Origin of the sequence: Comamonas suwonensis (genome assembly GCF_012844455.2) — a bacterium.
GTDB classification, from domain to species: domain Bacteria; phylum Pseudomonadota; class Gammaproteobacteria; order Burkholderiales; family Burkholderiaceae_C; genus Comamonas; species Comamonas suwonensis.
Window position 1 is genome coordinate 92,346 of sequence record NZ_JABBCQ020000008.1, and the last position, 18,054, is coordinate 110,399.

Genomic DNA, 18,054 nt, shown 5'->3' on the forward strand with positions numbered 1-18,054 from the left:
ATATGAGGAATTGCGTGGTGAAAGCTGCTTTGTCGCAGTTGAAGGCAATGGCTCTGGGCTTGTCTGGCACTGCGGGCGAGTCAGGCCGATAAAATCCCTGTTTCTGCTTTGCACAGCTGCCGCACTCATCTTCTGAATTGACGGCCTGTGGTTTTACGGGATTGCTGTCCTTACATGTCTACATCTGCTCCTTCGCACAACCAGCTCGACACCAAGGCCGAGGCCTGGTCTGCCCTGTTCTCTGAACCCATGAGCGACCTGGTCAAGCGCTACACCTCCAGCGTGTTCTTTGATAAGCGCATGTGGCAGGCCGACATTCAGGGCTCTCTGGCCCATGCCGAAATGCTTTCGGCCCAGAAGATCATTGGCACTGACGACTTTGCCTCGATCCAGAAGGGCATGGCGCAGATCACTTCGGAAATCGAAGCTGGCAGCTTCGAATGGAAGCTGGATCTGGAAGACGTGCACCTGAACATCGAAGCGCGCCTGACCGCGCTGGTGGGTGATGCGGGCAAGCGCTTGCATACCGGTCGCAGCCGTAACGACCAGGTCGCAACCGACGTGCGCCTGTGGCTGCGCGGCGAAATCGACCTGATTGAAGGCCTGCTCAAAGAGCTGCAACTGTCGCTGGTGGAAGTGGCAGCCAAGAATGTGGATGTGATCCTGCCCGGTTTCACCCACCTGCAAGTGGCCCAGCCCGTGAGTTTTGGCCACCACATGCTGGCTTATGTCGAGATGTTCAAGCGTGACGCCGAGCGCATGCTGGACGTGCGCAAGCGTGTGAATGTGCTGCCGTTGGGCTCGGCCGCTCTGGCCGGCACCACCTACCCGCTGGACCGCGAACGCGTGGCCAAGACATTGGGCATGGTGAATGACCAAGGCGAAGCCTGCGTGTCGCAAAACTCGCTGGATGGCGTGTCTGACCGGGACTTCGCCATTGAATTCACCGCCGCCGCCTCGCTGTGCATGGTGCACGTGAGCCGTCTGTCGGAAGAGCTGATCATCTGGATGAGCCAGAACTTTGGCTTCATCAAGATTGCCGACCGCTTCACCACCGGCTCGTCCATCATGCCCCAGAAGAAGAACCCCGATGTGCCCGAGCTGGCACGCGGCAAGACCGGCCGTGTGGTCGGTCACCTGATGGGCCTGATCACCCTGATGAAGGGCCAGCCCTTGGCCTACAACAAGGACAACCAGGAAGACAAGGAGCCGCTGTTCGACACCGTCGATACGCTCAAGGACACGCTGCGCATCTTTGCCGAGATGATTGGCGGTCAGCTCAACCCTGCCACCGGCACCAAGGAAGGCGGTATCACCGTCAATGCCGAGAACATGCGCGCTGCCGCCTTGAAGGGCTACGCCACCGCCACCGATCTGGCCGACTATCTGGTCAAGAAAGGTTTGCCTTTCCGTGACGCCCACGAAACCGTGGCCCACGCCGTGAAGCTGGCCACCATGAAGGGCGTGGACCTGACCGAGCTGCCGCTGGCAGAGCTGCAGGCCTTTAACCCCAACATCGAAGCCGATGTGTTCGAGGCGTTGAGCCTTGAAGGTTCGCTGAATGCCCGCAATACGCTGGGCGGCACGGCTCCGGCTCAGGTGCGTATCCAGCTGGCCAAGCATCAGGCTCGTTTGGCTTGATGACTCGCCGCACTGTGGCGTAACGATAACGCCTTGAAAGCGCCCTTTGCCGGGCGCTTTTGTTTTGGTTAGGCTCAAAAAATACAAGGAGAAAACACATGACGCAATCTCGTCGTCAACTGCTCAAGGCCGGTGTGGGGGCTGCTGCAGCATCGGCTCTGGGTTCGGTGGCCTGGGCTTCGTCGGGGCAGCCCATTCGCATTCTGGTGGGCTTTCCGCCCGGTGGCGGATCGGATGCGATTGCACGTCTGCTGGCTGAAAAGCTCAAGGATGAACTGGGCGGTGTGACGGTGGTCGTGGACAACCGCCCCGGCGCTGGCGGCCAGATTGCGGCGCAGTTGCTCAAGGCCGCGCCTGCCGATGGTCATACGCTGTTTCTCACGCATGACCACACCATTTCCATCCTGCCCCAGGTTGTGAAGAAGCCCGGCTTCGATCCGCAGCAGGACTTTATTCCCGTGGCAGGCATTGCCACGTTTGTGAATGCGCTGGCGGTTTCCAGCAACACGCCAGGCAAGAATTTGGCCGAGTACGTGGCATGGCTCAAGGCCAACCCCAAGCGCGGCACGATTGGTATACCAGCTCCGGCCTCCACGCCAGAGTTCCTGGTCAAAATTCTGACGGACCACTACAAGCTCGATCTGGTGGCTGCTCCGTACCGCGGCAGTGCCCCGCTGCTGGGAGACATGCTGGGCAATCAGATTCCGGCAGGCATCGCATCGGTGCCTGACTTCATGGAGAACCACAAGGCCGGCAAGCTGCGCGTGATCAGCGTGCTGGGGGCCAAGCGTCAGGCATCGATGCCCGATGTGCCCACGCTGCTGGAGCAGGGCATCAAGGGTTTTGAAGAGCTGCCTTACTACGGCATCTTTGCGCCCAAGGGTGTGCCGCAGGCGTTTGTGGATCGTTTTTCGGCCGCCGTAGGCAACGTGCTTAAGCAGCGTGACGTTTACGCGCAACTGACGGCCTTGGGTCTTACAGTGGGATATATGAATCCCGCACAGCTGGCGGCCAGAGAGACCGCCTATACCCGCGTTTGGACCGGTATCATTCAGCGCAGTGGGTTCCAGCCGCAGTAATTTGCGCTTGCAGTACATGCTCAAAGCCCTGCTCACTTGTGAGGCAGGGCTTTTTTGTTGCTGCACTTGCCGTGCTGCCTTGATGGATTCCAGACTCCAGATTCAAACAGCCAGAGCAGGTCTTGGGCCTGCTTTTAAAAAGGATGACTGTATGACCAAGCCGTATGCAAAGACGGGCGGAACGGAGGGGCATGCACCGCGCTGGCGCATGCTGCTGAATGCGAGTTTGCTGTGGGGCCTGAGCGCCGTGGTTGCACATGCAGCCGGTGTGCGCCAGTTCAGTCCGCAGGGTGATGTGAGTAAGGTGGGGCAGGTGGTCGTGCAGTTTGATGCAGCGGCCGTACGCTTTGGCGACCCCAAGGCCGCCGCTCCCGTCAACTTGCAGTGCAGTGATGCTCAGGCGGCCAAGGGGCAAGGCCGTTGGAACAGCGAAAAGGAATGGGTGTTTGACTTGACCCAGAATCTGCCCGCTGGCGTGCGCTGCACGGCTACGCTCAACCCTCAGTTCAAGGCTGTCGATGGCAAAGCGCTGACGGGCGCTGCCAGCTATCAATTTCAGACAGGTGGCCCGCAGGTTGCTGATATCGCGCCGGATACCTATGAAGAGGTGGATGAGCAGCAGTACTTTGCACTGCGCCTGACGGGCGCTGCCACGGCAGACAGCCTCAAGCAGCGTGTCTGGTGTACGTCTGAAGGCGTGGGCGAGCGCATTCCTGTGCAACTGATTGACGGCAAGGATCGCGATGCCGTTCTCAAGCAGCGGCACTGGGACAAGGATGCTGCCAAGCACCCGCAGAACTATGCCGTGCTGGCCTGTAATCGCCGCCTGACTTCGGGTAGCAAGATGACCCTGGTCTATGGCAAGGGTGTGGTCATGACCAATGGCCTGGCCAGCAAGGATGAGCAGCGTTATCAGTATCAGGTGCGCCAGCCGTTCACGGCCGATTTCAGCTGCGAGCGTGAAAACGCCAATGCCGCCTGCCTGCCCATTCGCCCCATGCGCCTGTCCTTCAGTGCGCCTGTGCCGCGCAAGCTGATTGAGGGCATTCGCCTGAAGAGTGGTGCCTCGGCGGTCGCTCCCATCATTGAGCAAAATGGCGACAAGCTGGCCGAAGACTCACTGGTGGACAGCGTGACCTTCCCGGCCACCATGACGGCCAGCACCAAGTATGTGGTGGAGCTGCCCCCGCAGTTCAAAGACGCTGCGGGTCGCACGCTGAGCAACGCCAACATGTTCCCGTTGGCCACGGCCACGGGCAATATGCCGCCGCTGGTGAAGTTTGCCGCTTCGCCCTTCGGCATTGTGGAGCGCTTTGCCGAAGGTCCCAATGGCCCGGCGCTGCTGCCCGTGACGCTGCGCAATGTGGAGCCGCAGTTGACTGGCAAGTCGCTGGATGCCAGCGTGGTGCGCACCAAAAAGGGGGGCTCTGATGCGGACATCATCGCCTGGCTCAAGAAGGTCGAACGCTATGACAACTATAGCGTGGAGCGTAAGCGCGCTGCCCGCGATGTGAAGGTTTTGCCTCCGGTCATCAATGACGAAAAGAACTGGGTGCAGACACGCATGCTGTCGCTGCTGGACGGGCAAAGCCAGACGCAGACGCTGGAGTTGCCCAAGGCGGCCAAGAATGACCCGCGTCCGTTTGAAGTGGTGGGCATTCCGCTGAATCCCGGCTTCCAGGTCGTCGAGATCGCCTCGCCCATGCTGGGGCAGTCGCTGCTCGACGAGGGTTATGGTGCGGGTCGCACCATGTATGTACGTACTTCGGTACTGGTGACCAATCTGGCTGTGCACTTCAAGCTGGGCCGTGAAAATTCCGTGGCCTGGGTGACGACGCTGGACAAGGGCAAGGCCGTGTCTGGTGCCACGGTTCAGGTTTCGGACTGCAGTGGTCAGGCCATTGCCTCGGCTGTGAGCAATGAACAGGGCGTGGTGACCTTCAACGGTCTGAACCCCAGTCCGCCCGACTGCCGCAATGATGGTGACTACCGCAGTGCTTCTTATTTTGTGAGTGCCCGCGCCAAGACCGATGCGGGCGAGGAACTGGCTTTTGTCTGGAGCAACTGGAACAAGGGCATTGAGTCCTGGCGCTTCAATGTGCCGACCAGCTCCAGCAGCAAGCGCGACGAAGTGGCGCATACGGTGTTTGACCGCATGCTGTTCCGTGCGGGCGAAACCGTGTCCATGAAGCATTACCTGCGTGCATTGACCGGCGCCGGCAAGAACTCCAAGGGCTTTGATCAGACCCCAGAAAAGCCCGACCGCCTGACCATTACCCATCTGGGCAGCGGCCAGCGCTTTACGCAGGCTTTGAGCTGGTCTGCCAATGGCAGCGCGATCAGCGAGTTCCCTATCTCCAAGGCGGCGAAGCTGGGTGAGTATTCGGTTGAACTCGGCTATGAGAATGGCAACAACAGCGGTCGCCGCTCTAGCTTCAGCACCGGTATTTTCCGCGTTGAGGAGTTTCGCCTGCCTGTGATGGAGGGCCGCGTGGGCCCGGCCAGCAAAGATGCGCTGTATGGCGCGAGCAGCGTTCCTGCTGAAGTGCAGATCAACTATGTCTCCGGTGGCGCGGCTTCTAACCTGCCCGTCAAGGTGTCGGCGCTGCTGCGCTCCAAGTCGCCAGACTTTTCTGGCTGGGATGGCTTCAGCTTCAATCCGCCGCGCAGCGCGCAGGATGTGGGCAGCAGTGATGATGAGGAGAGCACTGCCAGCGATGACACCAAGGTGGTTGCAGACAAGCTGCCCGTGACGTTGGACAAGAATGGTCTGGGCAAGGTCACCATCGACAAGCTGCCCAAGTCCACCGAGCCGCGCGAGCTGCTGATGGAAGCGACTTATGCCGACCCCAATGGCGAGGTGCAGACGCTGCGCGGCACTCGTACCATCTGGCCTGCGGCCGTGGTGGCAGGCGTGCGTTCCGAAAACTGGATTTCGGTGGATCGCAAGCTCAGCTTTCAGGCGCTGACACTGGATACGGCAGGCAAGCCGCAAGCTGGTGTGCCTGTGAAGGTCGAAGCTGTTGCGCGCATTACTACTTCCAGCCGCAAACGACTGGTCGGCGGCTTTTACAGTTATGACAACCAGACCACGCTCAAACCTTTGGGCACTATTTGCTCTGGCACCAGCGACAGCCACGGCCTGTTGCAGTGCGAGGCGCAGCTGTCTCAGCCCGGTGAGGTGGAGCTGATCGTCAAGGCCTCTGACAAAGAAGGCCGCAGCAGTCAGGCCGCTGCATCGGTCTGGGTGACGGGCAAGGGTGAAATCTGGTTCGGTGGCGAAGACCATGACCGCATGGATGTGCTGTCCGAGCGCAAGAGCTATGAGCCCGGCGAGACTGCACGCTTTCAAGTGCGCATGCCCTTCCGCCGCGCAACCGCGTTGGTGGCAGTGGAGCGCGAAGGTGTGGTGAGCACGCAGGTCGTTGAGCTGACGGGTGACAACCCGACGGTAGACGTCAAGATTGAAGAGAATTGGGGGCCCAATGTTTATGTCAGCGTGCTGGCGCTGCGTGGTCGCCTGATGGAAGTGCCTTGGTACAGTTTCTTCACCTGGGGCTTCAAGTCGCCGGTGGAGTGGTGGCGTGCGTTCTGGAACGATGGCAAGGAGTTCATTGCACCTACGTCGATGGTTGACCTCTCCAAGCCCGCCTTCCGTTTCGGCATGTCTGAAATTCGCGTGGGTCTGAAGAACCACACGCTGGATGTGAAGGTGACTTCGGACAAGTCCAGCTACAAGGTGCGTGGCACGGCCAAGGTCACTATCAAGGCCACGCTGCCTGACGGCAAGCCGGCGGCAGGTGCCCATGTGGCGCTGGCCGCTGTGGATCAGGCCCTGCTGGAGCTGATGCCCAACACCAGCTGGAACCTGCTGGACGCCATGCTGACGCGCCGCGAATGGGGTGTGCAGACATCTACCGCGCAGATGGAGGTGATTGGCCGACGACACTATGGCAAGAAGGCCGTGCCTGCGGGCGGTGGCGGTGGCCGCAGCCCCACGCGCGAGCTGCTGAACACCTTGTTGCTGTGGGCTCCCAATGTGGTGCTCGATGACAACGGTATGGCTTTGATCGATGTGCCGCTCAACGATGCGCTGACCACTTTCCAGGTGGTGGCCGTAGCCGATGCGGGCGTGAGCCTGTTTGGTACCGGCCAGACGGCAATTCGTACCACGCAGGATCTGCAGATCATCAGCGGCCTGCCGCCTCTGGTGCGCGAGGATGACCAGTTCCTTGCCCAGGTCACGCTGCGCAATACCTCGGCCAAGGCCATGAAGGTGGAAGTGACGCCGCGCGCCACCATGCTGGAACTCAAGCCACAGACCGTGGAAATTCCCGCAGGTGAAGCGCGTGAAGTGACATGGAATGTCAAGGCTCCGGCCCAGCTATCAGGCACGCGTGCCGAGGCCCTGATCTGGGAGATCGCCGCGCGTGACACCAGCGGTGGTGCAGACGCTGCGCAGGATGCCCTGAAAATCAGCCAGCGCATTGTGCCCGCCGTGCCATTGACGGTGCAGCAGGCCACGCTGGTGCAGGTGAACGGCACCTACACCGTGCCCGTGAACCCGCCCGCTGATGCGTTGCCCGGCCGTGGTGGCCTGCAGATGTCGCTGGTGCCCAAGCTGACCGAAGGTCTGCCAGGCGTGCGTGACTGGTGGGCTCGCTATCCCTACTCGTGCCTGGAGCAGACCACCAGCAAGGCCGTTGGCATGAACAACGCCGAGCTGTGGGCTAGCACCATGGCGCAGCTGCCCAACTATCTGGACAGCGACGGTCTGGCCAACTACTTCCCATCGATGGGTGGGGGCGTGAATCGCGGCAGCGATACGCTGACGGCGCACCTGATCAATCTGTCTGCCTTGGCGCAGGGCGTTGACAAGCGCTTTGTGCTGCCGGCGGCTGAACGTGCGCACATGGAAGACGGCCTGATTGCCTTTGTGGAAGGTCGTATTCAGCGCAACTTCTGGAGCCCGCGCAAGGATCTGGACATGCGCAAGCTGGCAGCCATTGCTGCGCTGGCGCAGTCTGGCAAGGCCACGCCGCGCATGCTTGACAGCATCAACGCCACGCCCAACCAGTGGCCTACGCATGCGGTCATTGACTGGGTGATGCTGCTGCAGCGCATGAGCGATGCGCCTCAGCGGGATGAACGCCTGGCACAGGCCATGCAAATTTTGCGTGCGCGCCTGACTTTCAACGGCACACGTGCCGGCTTCTCGACCGATCAGGACGACAGCTGGTGGTGGCTGATGCAGGGACCCGACGTGAACCTCGCACGCCTGATGCTGGTGACGATCAATGATCCCGCCTGGGCAGAGGACATGCCTCGTCTGGTCAGCGGCTTTATTGCCCGTCAGCAGGCCGGAGCCTGGAGCACGACCACGGCCAACCTCTGGGGGGCGCTGGCGCTGCGCCGTTTCTCGCAGAAGTTTGAGTCCGAGGCTGTGGCTGGTACGACAGTCGCCACCATGAACGGCAACGAAGCCAAGGTGAACTGGGCCGATGTGAAGCGCGCGACATCTGAAGATGTACAGGGCGCAGCCCATGCCACCAGCGTCTTTGGCGAGCCCGTGCGTGCAGGTGGCTTGCTGAACAACAGCATGTTCATGCCCTGGGCCAAGGCCGGAAAGGGTCAGCTCAGCGTGACTCAGCAAGGCACAGGCAAGCCCTGGCTGACCGTGCAGTCCGTGGCGGCCGTGGCTCTCAAGGCCCCGTTCAGCGCGGGCTACACCATCAAGAAGACCATTACGCCGGTGGATCAGGCGGACAAGGGCATGTTTGGTGGCGGCCAGTACTCACGCGGCGATGTGCTGCGCGTGACGCTGGAAGTGCAGGCCAAGACGGATATGACCTGGGTGGCGATTACTGATCCTGTGCCCACGGGTGCGACTATTCTGGGTGGTGGCCTGGGCCGTGACTCGGAAATCGCGACCAAGGGCGAGCAGAAGGAAGGCGCTGGCTGGCTGGCCTATGAAGAGCGAAGCTTCGAGGCCTACCGCGCTTACTACCAGTACCTGCCTGCAGGTACAACCAAGGTCGAATACACCGTGCGCCTGAACAACGCCGGTGAATTTGCCCTGCCGCCCACACGTGCCGAAGCGCTGTATGCGCCCGAGATGTTTGGCGAGAGTCCCAATGCCAAGATCAAGGTGGTGATGCCCAAGTAAAAACAGGCAGTCATGACGACAGGCCCCGGTTGGCGCAAGCTGGCCGGGGCTTTTTATGTGATGCTGTAAAAATATGAGCTACTAACGATTAATGAATAAGCGCTACAGGCCTTTTTGATACAGAAGAAGCAAGGCAATGAATCTGCTGACCTGGAGCACGCACTGGAGCTATTTAATTTATGCCCCTGCTGTGGGGTAGACCAAGATCCAGCAACGCATGCGACACAGGGGGTGAATCCAGAACAGCCTGCACGCATCGGTCCTAGCTTGAGAGTCAGACGGCTTCGCAAAAAAATGTTGCCGTCAGATATTTCTGGCCGCCGTCCCACGCATTTCGTTATGGTAGTGCACATACACAATGTGACCTTCTGCAACCCAATGCGCCAAGACCTTTTGTCCGCTATGCCGGTGGGCATCTGACACCTGGATCATGGAGCACCTGCCAAGGGAGAAATCCATGCCTGAAGCCAGTGATAAAGCGACGGAAACCTCCATGCCGTCTGCTGCCTCTCCGCCTTCGTCTGCGGGCGCTGGTGAGGAGGCTGTTCCGCGCACTACCTTCGCCGCGCCGGTGGTCGTTCCTGCGCTATTGGCGCTGGGTGTTCTGCTCCTGTTTTGCGGACTCATGCCGCAGCGTGCCGATGCTTTGTTCTCTGGTGTCCAGGCATGGGTGGTAGGGCATCTGGACTGGTTCTACACAGTCTCTGTCACGCTGTTTCTGGTGTTTCTTGTGCTAGTGGCGGCCAGCCGTTTTGGCGATATCCGACTGGGTCCTGACGATGCCGTGCCAGAGTTCAGTTTTCTCTCCTGGACATCCATGTTGTTTGCTGCGGGCATGGGTATCGGTCTCATGTATTTCGGCGTTGGTGAGCCGCTGCAGCATTATTTGAAACCGCCTACCGCTGCGGGAGGAACGCCAGCTGCTGCGCGTGAGGCCTTGCAGTCAACGTTCTTTCACTGGGGATTTCATGCCTGGGCTGTCTACGGAACCATGGGGCTGGTGCTGGCCTATTTTGGTTTTCGCTACAACCTGCCACTGACCATGCGCTCAGGCCTGTATCCACTGCTCAAGGAGCGCATTAATGGTCCGATAGGTCATGGTGTCGATGCCTTTGCCCTGGTAGGGACGATCGCGGGGATCGCCACAACCTTAGGCTATGGCGCGCTGCAACTGGCTGCGGGCTTGCACACATTGACGGGCTGGGACACGTCAACGATGGGGTTTCGTGCCGGGGTCATCGTCATCGTGGTGGTGCTGGCGGGTATCTCGGCCGTATCGGGGCTGGACAAGGGCGTGAGGCGTCTGAGTGAATTCAATTTGTCGCTGTCCTTTCTGTTGCTTGGGTTTGTGCTCGTCGCCGGCCCAACGGTGTTCCTGTTTCAGGCACTCAGTGAGAATATTGGCAACTACCTTTCTGATCTGGTGCGTCTGTCGCTGCGCACCTTTGCCTATGAACCGGCAAACGACCCGGCCTGGTTTGGCGGCTGGACCATTCTTTACTGGGCCTGGTGGATTTCCTGGTCCCCCTTTGTGGGCATGTTCATCGCGCGTATCTCGCGCGGGCGCACCATTCGCCAGTTCGTCATCGGCGTGCTGCTGGTGCCTACGGCCTTTAATCTGGTGTGGATGACAGCTTTCGGCAATAGCGCCATCTGGATTGATACGCATGTGGCACAGGGAGCGCTGGGCCAGACAGTGGGCAATGTCGATGCCTTGCTGTTTCGTTTCTTTGAGTATCTGCCCTGGTTCAAGGTGGTGGCCTGGCTTGCCATCTTGCTGATCGCCGTGTTCTTCGTCACCTCGGCGGACTCGGGCGCCTTTGTGGTGGACACCATCGCCTCGCGCGGTCACCCGCACTCGCCGGTCTGGCAGCGCCTGTTCTGGGCCGTGGTGCTCGGTTTGACGGCTCTGGTGCTGCTGCTGGCGGGAGGCCTCAAGGCCTTGCAAGCGATGACCTTGGTAGCGGCCGTGCCTGTGACCATGATCATGCTGGCGCTGTGCTATGGGTTATGGAAGGGGCTGCTGGCTGACCGTGCGCATTTCACGCAGGATTTGGCACCGGCCACCAGTTTCTGGAGCGGCCTGCACTGGCGCAAACGTCTGGAGCAGATCGTGCATCAGCCATCGAGTGCGGATGTGCGCAAATTTCTTGCGAGCGTGGTACTTCCCGCCATGCGAGAGGTGGCGGTCGAAATGCAAAAGCGGGGCGTGCAGGCCGTTGTCAGCGAGGAGTCTGTGGCCGACGGGGAATTGCGCCTGACGATTCCCAATCCGGCGCTGCGTGATTTTGTCTATGGCGTGCGCAGCACACGTCGTTCCGTGCCTACCTTCATGGTGCGGGATGCGGCCAGCGAAAGCACGCGTCGCCATGTCTACGAGCCCATGACCTTCTTCGAGGATGGTCGCCAGGGCTACGACATTCAGTACCTGCGATCCGAAGAGATCATTGCCGACATACTGCGTCACTACGAACGCTATCTGTCGCTCAGTGCAGATCAGCGCACACAGCTGCTCAATCGCGCGCCTGGGCATAGCTGAGCAGGCGCAACGCGTGAAAAGAGAGGTGTTTGCCGCTTCAGTGCAGCGCCTCATTCACGCGTGCGCCAAAGGGCGGGTCTATAGTCAGTGCTTTGTTCAAGGAGTTGAAGATGGCCGGTCCCGCTGCTGCTGGTGTGCTGATTTATGCCAAGGATTTTCATCGTCTGGCTCGCTTCTATGAGCAGGTTCTGCACATGCAGCGCTTGCATGCAGATGAGCACATCATCGTGCTCGAGTCCGCCGCGCTGCAGTTGGTGATTCACGCCATACCTGCCGAGATTGCAACGCAGGTTCACATCGACACACCACCGCAGCGCCGAGCCGATGTGGCCCTTAAGTTCTTCATCACCGTGCCTGCGATTGCCGAGGCCGCAATAGCGGCAGAGGAGCTTGGCGGGCAGGTGTTTGACGAGCGCTGGCAAGGCCCCGGTTTTGCTGCCTGTAACGCCATGGATTGCGAAGGCAATGTGTTCCAGCTGCGCGAGAAGCTGTCCGCAGATCAATAGCCAGTGCGTAAAAATAATAGCTTCTAGCGCTTTAAAAATAAGCGACTCAGCCATTTTTAATGCATAAGAAAGCGAAGAGATGAACATACTGACCTGGAACACGCAATGGTGCTGTGGCATGGATGGGAAGGTCAGTGTGGCGCGTATCGTGCAACACGCGTTGCAGATGGGTGAGCAAGGCGATGCTGGTGGTCTCGATGTGCTGTGCCTGCAGGAGATTGCCGTCAATTATCCCGGTCTTCAGGGCAGGCCCGGCGACCAGTTGAGCGAACTGCAGGCGCTGCTACCCGGCTGGCAGGTCTTTCTGGGCTCACCCATTGATGAGTTCACTGCCCAGGGGCATCAGCGGTTTGGCAATGTGATTGCTACGCGGCTACCGGTGCTGCAGGTTCAGCACTACCCGCTGCCCATGCCTGCCGATGCCAACATGCGCTGCATGCAGCGCATGTGCTCGGTGGTAACCGTGAGGGATACGGCGCTGGGGCCGGTTCGCATCATGACGACTCATCTTGAATATTTCTCTAAACGCCAGCGCATGGAACAAGCCATGGCTTTGCGTGATTTGCAGATACAGGCTTGCGCGCTGGCCGATGCGCCGCCGCAGCCTGCCAGCGATGGCACGCCTTATCAGACCAAGCCACATACCCGCCATGCCGTGTTGTGCGGGGATTTCAACTTTGAGCCGCATGAGACTGAATATGCGGCCTTGTCGGCACCTTGGTCGGCCAGCGAGCAGGGCAGTCTGCAGCCCGGTCAGTGGCTCAACAGCTGGAGCGTGCTGCATGGTGACGCGCCGCAGCCGCCCACCTTCAGGCTGCTGGACAGAACCTGGGGAGCGGAACCCGGAGCCTGTGACTTGATTTGGGTCAGCGAGAGCCTAAGTGAATATGTGCAAGCTTGGCGGGTGGATAGCTCTACGCAGTCGTCCGACCACCAGCCTGTGATGTTGACGCTGGCTTGAACTAGCCGTTATGGTCGAGCTTGAAATAGACGAGCTGCAGCGCAAGCTGCAATGTTGTTGAACCCTTTACGAGAGGAGTTTTCATGCCTGTAGAAATTCCATCCATGTCCATCATGTTGCACCGCAGCTGGTGGGTGCTCTTGTTGCGTGGTGCGGCGGCCATCATTTTTGGTGTGCTGACCTGGATGCAGCCCGTGGCTTCCGCAGCGGCCTTGGTACTGGTGTTCGGGGCCTATGTGTTTGTTGATGGGTTGCTGGGCATCTATACCGCCATCAAGAGCCGCAAGCAGTCACGCCACTGGTGGTTGGTGCTGATCTGGGGATTGACGGGCGTGATTGTGGGCGTGCTCACTGCCATCAATCCGGCAGTCACCGCGCTGGTGCTGACCATTTATATTGGCGTCTGGGCTTTGATTACCGGCGTGCTGCAAATCGTGGCGGCATTGCGTCTGCGCAAGGAAATCGACGGCGAATGGATATTGGTGCTTGGCGGTCTGCTCTCGGTACTGTTTGGCATTTTTGTGCTGGCCCAACCCGGCGCTGGTCTGATGGCCATGCTGTGGGTTCTGGCAACCTATGCGGTGATCTTTGGCGTGTTGATGGTGATCCTGGCCTTCAAGATCAAAAAGGTCACCGCTATCTAAAAGCGAAACACGCGTTCCATCAGCGGCTCCCCGGAGCCGCTTTTTTTATCCCGTCGCTGCTGCTGCATCTTTGGGACAATGCTTGCTGAATTCAAACGGTGCACAACAGACATGGAACAAGGCATGTGGCGGTATTTCAAGACCCTGAAGCCGGGAGAGACCTGGCGTTCTTTGGCTGTGATGGCGGGCTTGCTCGGTCTTGCGGCGGCCAGCCATGCGGTCCTCAGTTTTGAGGAGGTGCGCCGCGAGCATCGATCGTCGGAGACACTGCTGCTCTCGCGGGAAGGTGAGGTGCTGCAGCGCCAGCGTACCGACAGCACGGTGCGCCGCGGCCCCTGGGTGCCGCTGGCCGATGTGTCTCCGGCTTTGCGGACCGCGCTGGTGCTGAGCGAAGACAAACGCTTTTATGAACACAGCGGTGTGGACTGGGCGGCTGTCACCTCTGCGGCCTGGGGCAATTTGTGGAACACGCGCACCCGGGGTGCCAGCACGATCACCATGCAGCTGGCCGGCTTGCTGGATGGCGACTGGCGCCAGGGGCCGGGCGGGCGCAGTGTGGTGCAGAAGGTAGGGCAGGCGGTGGCTGCGCAAGTGCTGGACAGACGCTGGCGCAAGGATCAGATTCTGGAGGCCTATCTGAATACGGTGCCCTTCCGGGGCGAGATCGTTGGCATCGATGCCCTGTCGCAAAGCCTGTACGGCAAGGCCGCGCATGGGCTGGATGCGCGTGAGTCTGCAATTGCTGCGGCTCTGGTGCGAGCGCCCAATGCCTCGGTGGAGCGCGTGGCTCAGCGTGCCTGTGGCGTGTTGCAGATCATGATTCCTGATGATGTGGCGGCGCGCAATTGCGCTGAGACAGGCTCTGCGCTGCAGCTCTATACCGCCAGCGTGCTGCAGCGTCGCCAATGGCTGGCCAGTGAAGGCGTAGCGCCGCACTTTGCACGCCGCTGGCTGGCGCAGCCGCAAAACAAAGGGCAGGCGCAAGTACGCTCTACCCTGAGTGCGCCTTTGCAGCGTTTTGCCGTTGGCAGCTTGCAGCAGCATCTGCGTGAGCTGCAAGGCCGCAATGTGGAAGATGGTGCGCTGGTGGTGCTGGACAACCGCACGGGAGAAATACTCGCCTGGGTGGGCTCATCGGGTGCGATGAGTCAGGCTGCGGAAGTCGATGGCGTGACGGCCATGCGCCAGCCAGGCTCCACGCTCAAACCCTTTTTGTATGCGCAGGCGATTGCTGAAAAGCGCATCACGGCGGCATCGCTGATTGAAGATTCTTCGGCCCAGATCAATACGCAAAACGGCCTCTACATTCCACAGAATTACGACCGCCGCTTCAAGGGCTGGGTGTCGGCCCGTACGGCGTTGGCTTCATCGCTTAACGTGCCTGCGGTGCGCACACTGGTGATGGTCACGCCCGATGCATTCTTTACCCAGCTCAAAAATTTGGGCCTGCCGCTGCGCGAAAGCGGCGGCTACTACGGCTTCAGTCTGGCGCTGGGCAGCAGCGAGGTGCCGCTGCTGCAACTGACCAACGCTTACCGCGCGTTGGGCAATGGCGGCGTTTATCAGCCGGTGAACTGGGCGGTGCCTGCAGGCAGCCGCAAGGCCGGTGGCAAACCCAGTGATTCGTCGGAAGACAAGCCCGTGCAGGCGCTGGATGCCCAGGCCGCTTTCATCGTGGGCGACATCCTCTCCGACAACATGGCGCGCGCGCCCACGTTTGGTACCGATAGTGTGCTGGCCACGCGCTTCTGGTCGGCGGTGAAAACCGGCACCAGCAAAGATATGCGCGACAACTGGGCCGTGGGCTGGTCTGAGCGCTACACGGTGGGCGTGTGGGTGGGCAATGCGGGAGGCGAGGCCATGCATTCCGTCAGCGGCACCAGCGGTGCAGCACCCATCTGGGCGGAGGTGATGGGGTTTTTGCACCGTAACACCCCCAGCAGGCCACCCAAGGCACCGGCCGGAGTGCTGAATCAGCAAGTGACGTTTGGCCTTGCCAGCAATGGCAACATGCCAATTGAAAGTACCCGCAGCGAATGGTTTGTGACTGGCACGCAGCAGTCGCTGTTTGCTATGGACTCCATAGCTGCTAGCGCTGATCATTCAAAGGCTAGAGGGCGAAAAGACTCAAAGTCTGCAACAAACCCCGTGCCGATAAAAGAAGCCGCCAGTATCTTGCGCCCGGCGAGTGGAACCATTCTGGCGCTGGACCCAGACATTCCACCCGACAGCCAGCGCGTGCAACTGGTTGCGCGGCAGGCCGGTATGGCTTCAGAGCAGGCCTGGCATGACAACAGCCTGCGCTGGCAGCTGGTGACACGGCAATACTCGGCACCACCGGCTGGATCGCCCTCCAACACCAAACCTGTGATGCGCGAAGTGCGCCGAGAATTGGGGCGCGGCAGCCAGGTGGGTTGGTTACCATGGCCGGGGCGGCATCAACTGGAGCTGCTCGATGCATCGGGCAAGCTGCTGGACAGTGTCTATATCGAAGTGCGCGGCGCTGGCGCGCTGGTCGCAGGCCCCGAAGACATCAAGAAAAAAAGATAGGCATGAAAAAACCGCTGGTCAAGACCCGCGGTTTCAAGCATGAGCGCAGTACTCAGGCGATGATCAGCGCACCAGCAGGTCGCCGGTGATCTCCGACACATTCTTGACGCTGGTCAGCGTCATGGCCACGCGCATTTCCTTCTCGAGCAAGCTCAGCAAATTGCTCACTCCCGCACCGCCTTCGGCCGCCAAGGCATAGATGAAGGCGCGGCCAATCATGGTGCAGTCGGCACCCAGGGCCAGCATGCGTACGATGTCCAGGCCGTTGCGTATGCCCGAGTCGGCCAGAATCTTGATCTGCCCTTTGACGGCGTCGGCAATGGCAGGCAGTGCACGCGCCGACGACAGCGCGCCGTCTAGCTGGCGACCGCCGTGGTTGGAGACGATGATGCCGTCGGCACCAAAGCGCACGGCATCCCTGGCGTCTTCAGGGTCGAGAATGCCCTTGATGACCATGGGACCCTTCCAGAAGTCACGGATCCACTCCAGGTCCGACCAGGAAATCGAGGGGTCGAAGTTGGCTCCCAGGTAGCCCATATAGTCTTCGAGGCTGACGTTTTTGCCCAGGTAGGTCGAGATATTGCCCAGCGTGTGGGGGCGGCCCATCAGGCCCACGTCCATGGCCCAGTGCGGATGCGTCACGGCCTGCAGATAGCGGCGCATGGCTGCGTTAGGGCCGCTCATGCCCGAATGCGCATCGCGGTAGCGTGCGCCGGGTACCGGCATGTCCACGGTGAACACCAGGGTGGAGACGCCGGCGGCCTGAGCGCGCTCCAGCGCATTCTTCATGAAGCCCCGGTCCTTGAGCACATAAAGCTGGAACCACATCGGGCGGCTGAGCCTGGGCGCGACTTCCTCGATGGGGCAGACCGAGACGGTGGACAGGGTAAAGGGAATGCCTTTTTGGTCGGCCGCCATGGCGGCCTGCACTTCGCCGCGGCGTGCGTACATGCCGGTCAGGCCCACGGGCGAGAGCGCCACGGGAAGAGAGAGTTTTTCGCCGAACAGCTCGATGCTGGTGTCGAGCTGGCTCATGTCTTTGAGCACGCGCTGGCGCAGGGCCACGTCGGTCAGATCATCGACGTTTCGGGCCAGCGTTTTTTCGGCGTAGGCACCGCCGTCGATGTAGTGGAACAGAAAGGGCGGCAGGCGCTTTTGTGCGGCCGCACGGTAGTCAGTGGTGGAGGAGATGATCATGAGAAAAAGCCTGTGCTGGATGAGAGTCTGTCCAGTCGCTTGCGCCGGGCGGCGTCCGCATCGGACTCGAAAAGCTTGTCGTGCACATAGCCCAGATGCTGACCGATGGCGCTTCTGGCCTGCTCGGGCTCGCCGTCGAGAATGGCTTGCATCAGGTTCTGGTGCTGGGCGGTCAGGTGCTCCAGCGTCGATGGATCGTCGTGGACGAACATCAGGCGGCGGTTCTGGGCCACGGTGCCCAGCACCAGCTCGAAGAGACTGCCCATCAGCTGCACGAGAACGGCGTTGTGCGAGGCTTCGGCAATGGCCAGATGGAACTGGGCATCCGAGCGGGCTGCGCTTGCCGCATCGCGCGCCTGCTGGTGGAGCAACATGTCGTCAAAGCAGTGGCGGATGCGATCCCTGTCCTTGGCCGTAGCGCGCTGTGCCGCATACCAGGCGGTGCTGAGTTCCAGCGCCTGGCGGGCTTCAAGCACATCGTAGCGGTACTGCGGATCGTCGAGCAGCAGCGGCTCCAGCGGTGCGACAGCCTGCTGATGCCATAGCGGCACGCGCGCGCAGACAAAGGTGCCGGCACCGACACGGCTCTCGAGCAGGCCCCGGCTGGAGAGCTTTTGAATGGCCTCACGCAAAGCCGTGCGCGACACGCCCAGCTGTTCGGCCAGTGCCCGCTCGGTGGGCAGCTTGTCGCCGCTTTGGAGATGGGTGCTCTGGATCAGCTCCTGCAATTGCTGGGCAACGCGGTCGGACAGGCGTGGGGCGGGCATGGAA

The 18,054-nt window shown here is 60.6% G+C and carries 10 protein-coding genes; 8 read left to right on the plus strand and 2 right to left on the minus strand.

Annotated elements, in window-relative coordinates:
• Positions 1-174 precede the first annotated feature (174 nt).
• The 8 genes from argH to pbpC all read left to right on the plus strand — a co-directional run bounded on the left by argH (position 175) and on the right by pbpC (position 16,086).
• The gene (argH, locus tag HF327_RS10780; protein WP_169108228.1) at positions 175-1,641 is read left to right on the plus strand and encodes an argininosuccinate lyase; all 1,467 of its coding nucleotides are present in this window, start codon (positions 175-177) and stop codon (positions 1,639-1,641) included.
• Positions 1,642-1,739: 98 nt separating this feature from the next.
• On the plus strand, positions 1,740-2,720 hold the full coding sequence (locus HF327_RS10785) for a Bug family tripartite tricarboxylate transporter substrate binding protein (protein WP_169108229.1): 981 nt from the start codon (positions 1,740-1,742) through the stop codon (positions 2,718-2,720).
• A 151-nt stretch (positions 2,721-2,871) separates the two neighbouring features.
• The gene (locus HF327_RS10790; protein WP_169108230.1) at positions 2,872-8,886 is read left to right on the plus strand and encodes an alpha-2-macroglobulin family protein; all 6,015 of its coding nucleotides are present in this window, start codon (positions 2,872-2,874) and stop codon (positions 8,884-8,886) included.
• A gap of 493 nt (positions 8,887-9,379) precedes the next feature.
• Positions 9,380-11,425, plus strand: coding sequence for a BCCT family transporter (locus HF327_RS10795; protein ID WP_236024149.1), 2,046 nt, complete (start codon positions 9,380-9,382; stop codon positions 11,423-11,425).
• A 110-nt stretch (positions 11,426-11,535) separates the two neighbouring features.
• Complete coding sequence (locus HF327_RS10800) at positions 11,536-11,931, plus strand: VOC family protein (RefSeq protein WP_169108232.1); 396 nt, start codon at positions 11,536-11,538, stop codon at positions 11,929-11,931.
• Positions 11,932-12,010: 79 nt separating this feature from the next.
• On the plus strand, positions 12,011-12,892 hold the full coding sequence (locus HF327_RS10805; RefSeq protein WP_169108233.1) for an endonuclease/exonuclease/phosphatase family protein: 882 nt from the start codon (positions 12,011-12,013) through the stop codon (positions 12,890-12,892).
• Positions 12,893-12,975: 83 nt separating this feature from the next.
• Entirely contained in the window at positions 12,976-13,536 is a 561-nt protein-coding gene (locus tag HF327_RS10810) for an HdeD family acid-resistance protein (protein WP_169108234.1), read from the plus strand.
• 123 nt (positions 13,537-13,659) lie between these two features.
• A complete protein-coding gene (pbpC, locus tag HF327_RS10815) occupies positions 13,660-16,086 on the plus strand; it encodes a penicillin-binding protein 1C (RefSeq protein WP_169108235.1) in 2,427 nt (808 codons plus the stop codon).
• Positions 16,087-16,149: 63 nt separating this feature from the next.
• On the opposite strand, the gene lldD is transcribed toward pbpC, so the two are convergent.
• Together lldD and lldR are read right to left on the minus strand one after the other, a co-directional pair.
• Positions 16,150-17,283 (minus strand): FMN-dependent L-lactate dehydrogenase LldD, encoded by a 1,134-nt coding sequence (lldD, locus tag HF327_RS10820; protein ID WP_169108236.1) that lies wholly within the window; start codon positions 17,281-17,283, stop codon positions 16,150-16,152.
• Entirely contained in the window at positions 17,280-18,050 is a 771-nt protein-coding gene (gene lldR / locus HF327_RS10825; protein ID WP_169108237.1) for a transcriptional regulator LldR, read from the minus strand. Before lldR ends, lldD begins: the two co-directional genes overlap by 4 nt.
• Positions 18,051-18,054 lie beyond the last annotated feature (4 nt).

What these genes read in the sequence shown, in the direction of transcription:
- argH (WP_169108228.1), top strand. Translation starts at nt 175, where the DNA reads ATGTCTACATCTGCTCCTTCGCACAACCAGCTCGACACCAAGGCCGAG.
- HF327_RS10785 (WP_169108229.1), top strand. Translation starts at nt 1,740, where the DNA reads ATGACGCAATCTCGTCGTCAACTGCTCAAGGCCGGTGTGGGGGCTGCT.
- HF327_RS10790 (WP_169108230.1), top strand. Translation starts at nt 2,872, where the DNA reads ATGACCAAGCCGTATGCAAAGACGGGCGGAACGGAGGGGCATGCACCG.
- HF327_RS10795 (WP_236024149.1), top strand. Translation starts at nt 9,380, where the DNA reads ATGCCGTCTGCTGCCTCTCCGCCTTCGTCTGCGGGCGCTGGTGAGGAG.
- HF327_RS10800 (WP_169108232.1), top strand. Translation starts at nt 11,536, where the DNA reads ATGGCCGGTCCCGCTGCTGCTGGTGTGCTGATTTATGCCAAGGATTTT.
- HF327_RS10805 (WP_169108233.1), top strand. Translation starts at nt 12,011, where the DNA reads ATGAACATACTGACCTGGAACACGCAATGGTGCTGTGGCATGGATGGG.
- HF327_RS10810 (WP_169108234.1), top strand. Translation starts at nt 12,976, where the DNA reads ATGCCTGTAGAAATTCCATCCATGTCCATCATGTTGCACCGCAGCTGG.
- pbpC (WP_169108235.1), top strand. Translation starts at nt 13,660, where the DNA reads ATGTGGCGGTATTTCAAGACCCTGAAGCCGGGAGAGACCTGGCGTTCT.
- lldD (WP_169108236.1), bottom strand. Translation starts at nt 17,283, where the DNA reads ATGATCATCTCCTCCACCACTGACTACCGTGCGGCCGCACAAAAGCGC.
- lldR (WP_169108237.1), bottom strand. Translation starts at nt 18,050, where the DNA reads ATGCCCGCCCCACGCCTGTCCGACCGCGTTGCCCAGCAATTGCAGGAG.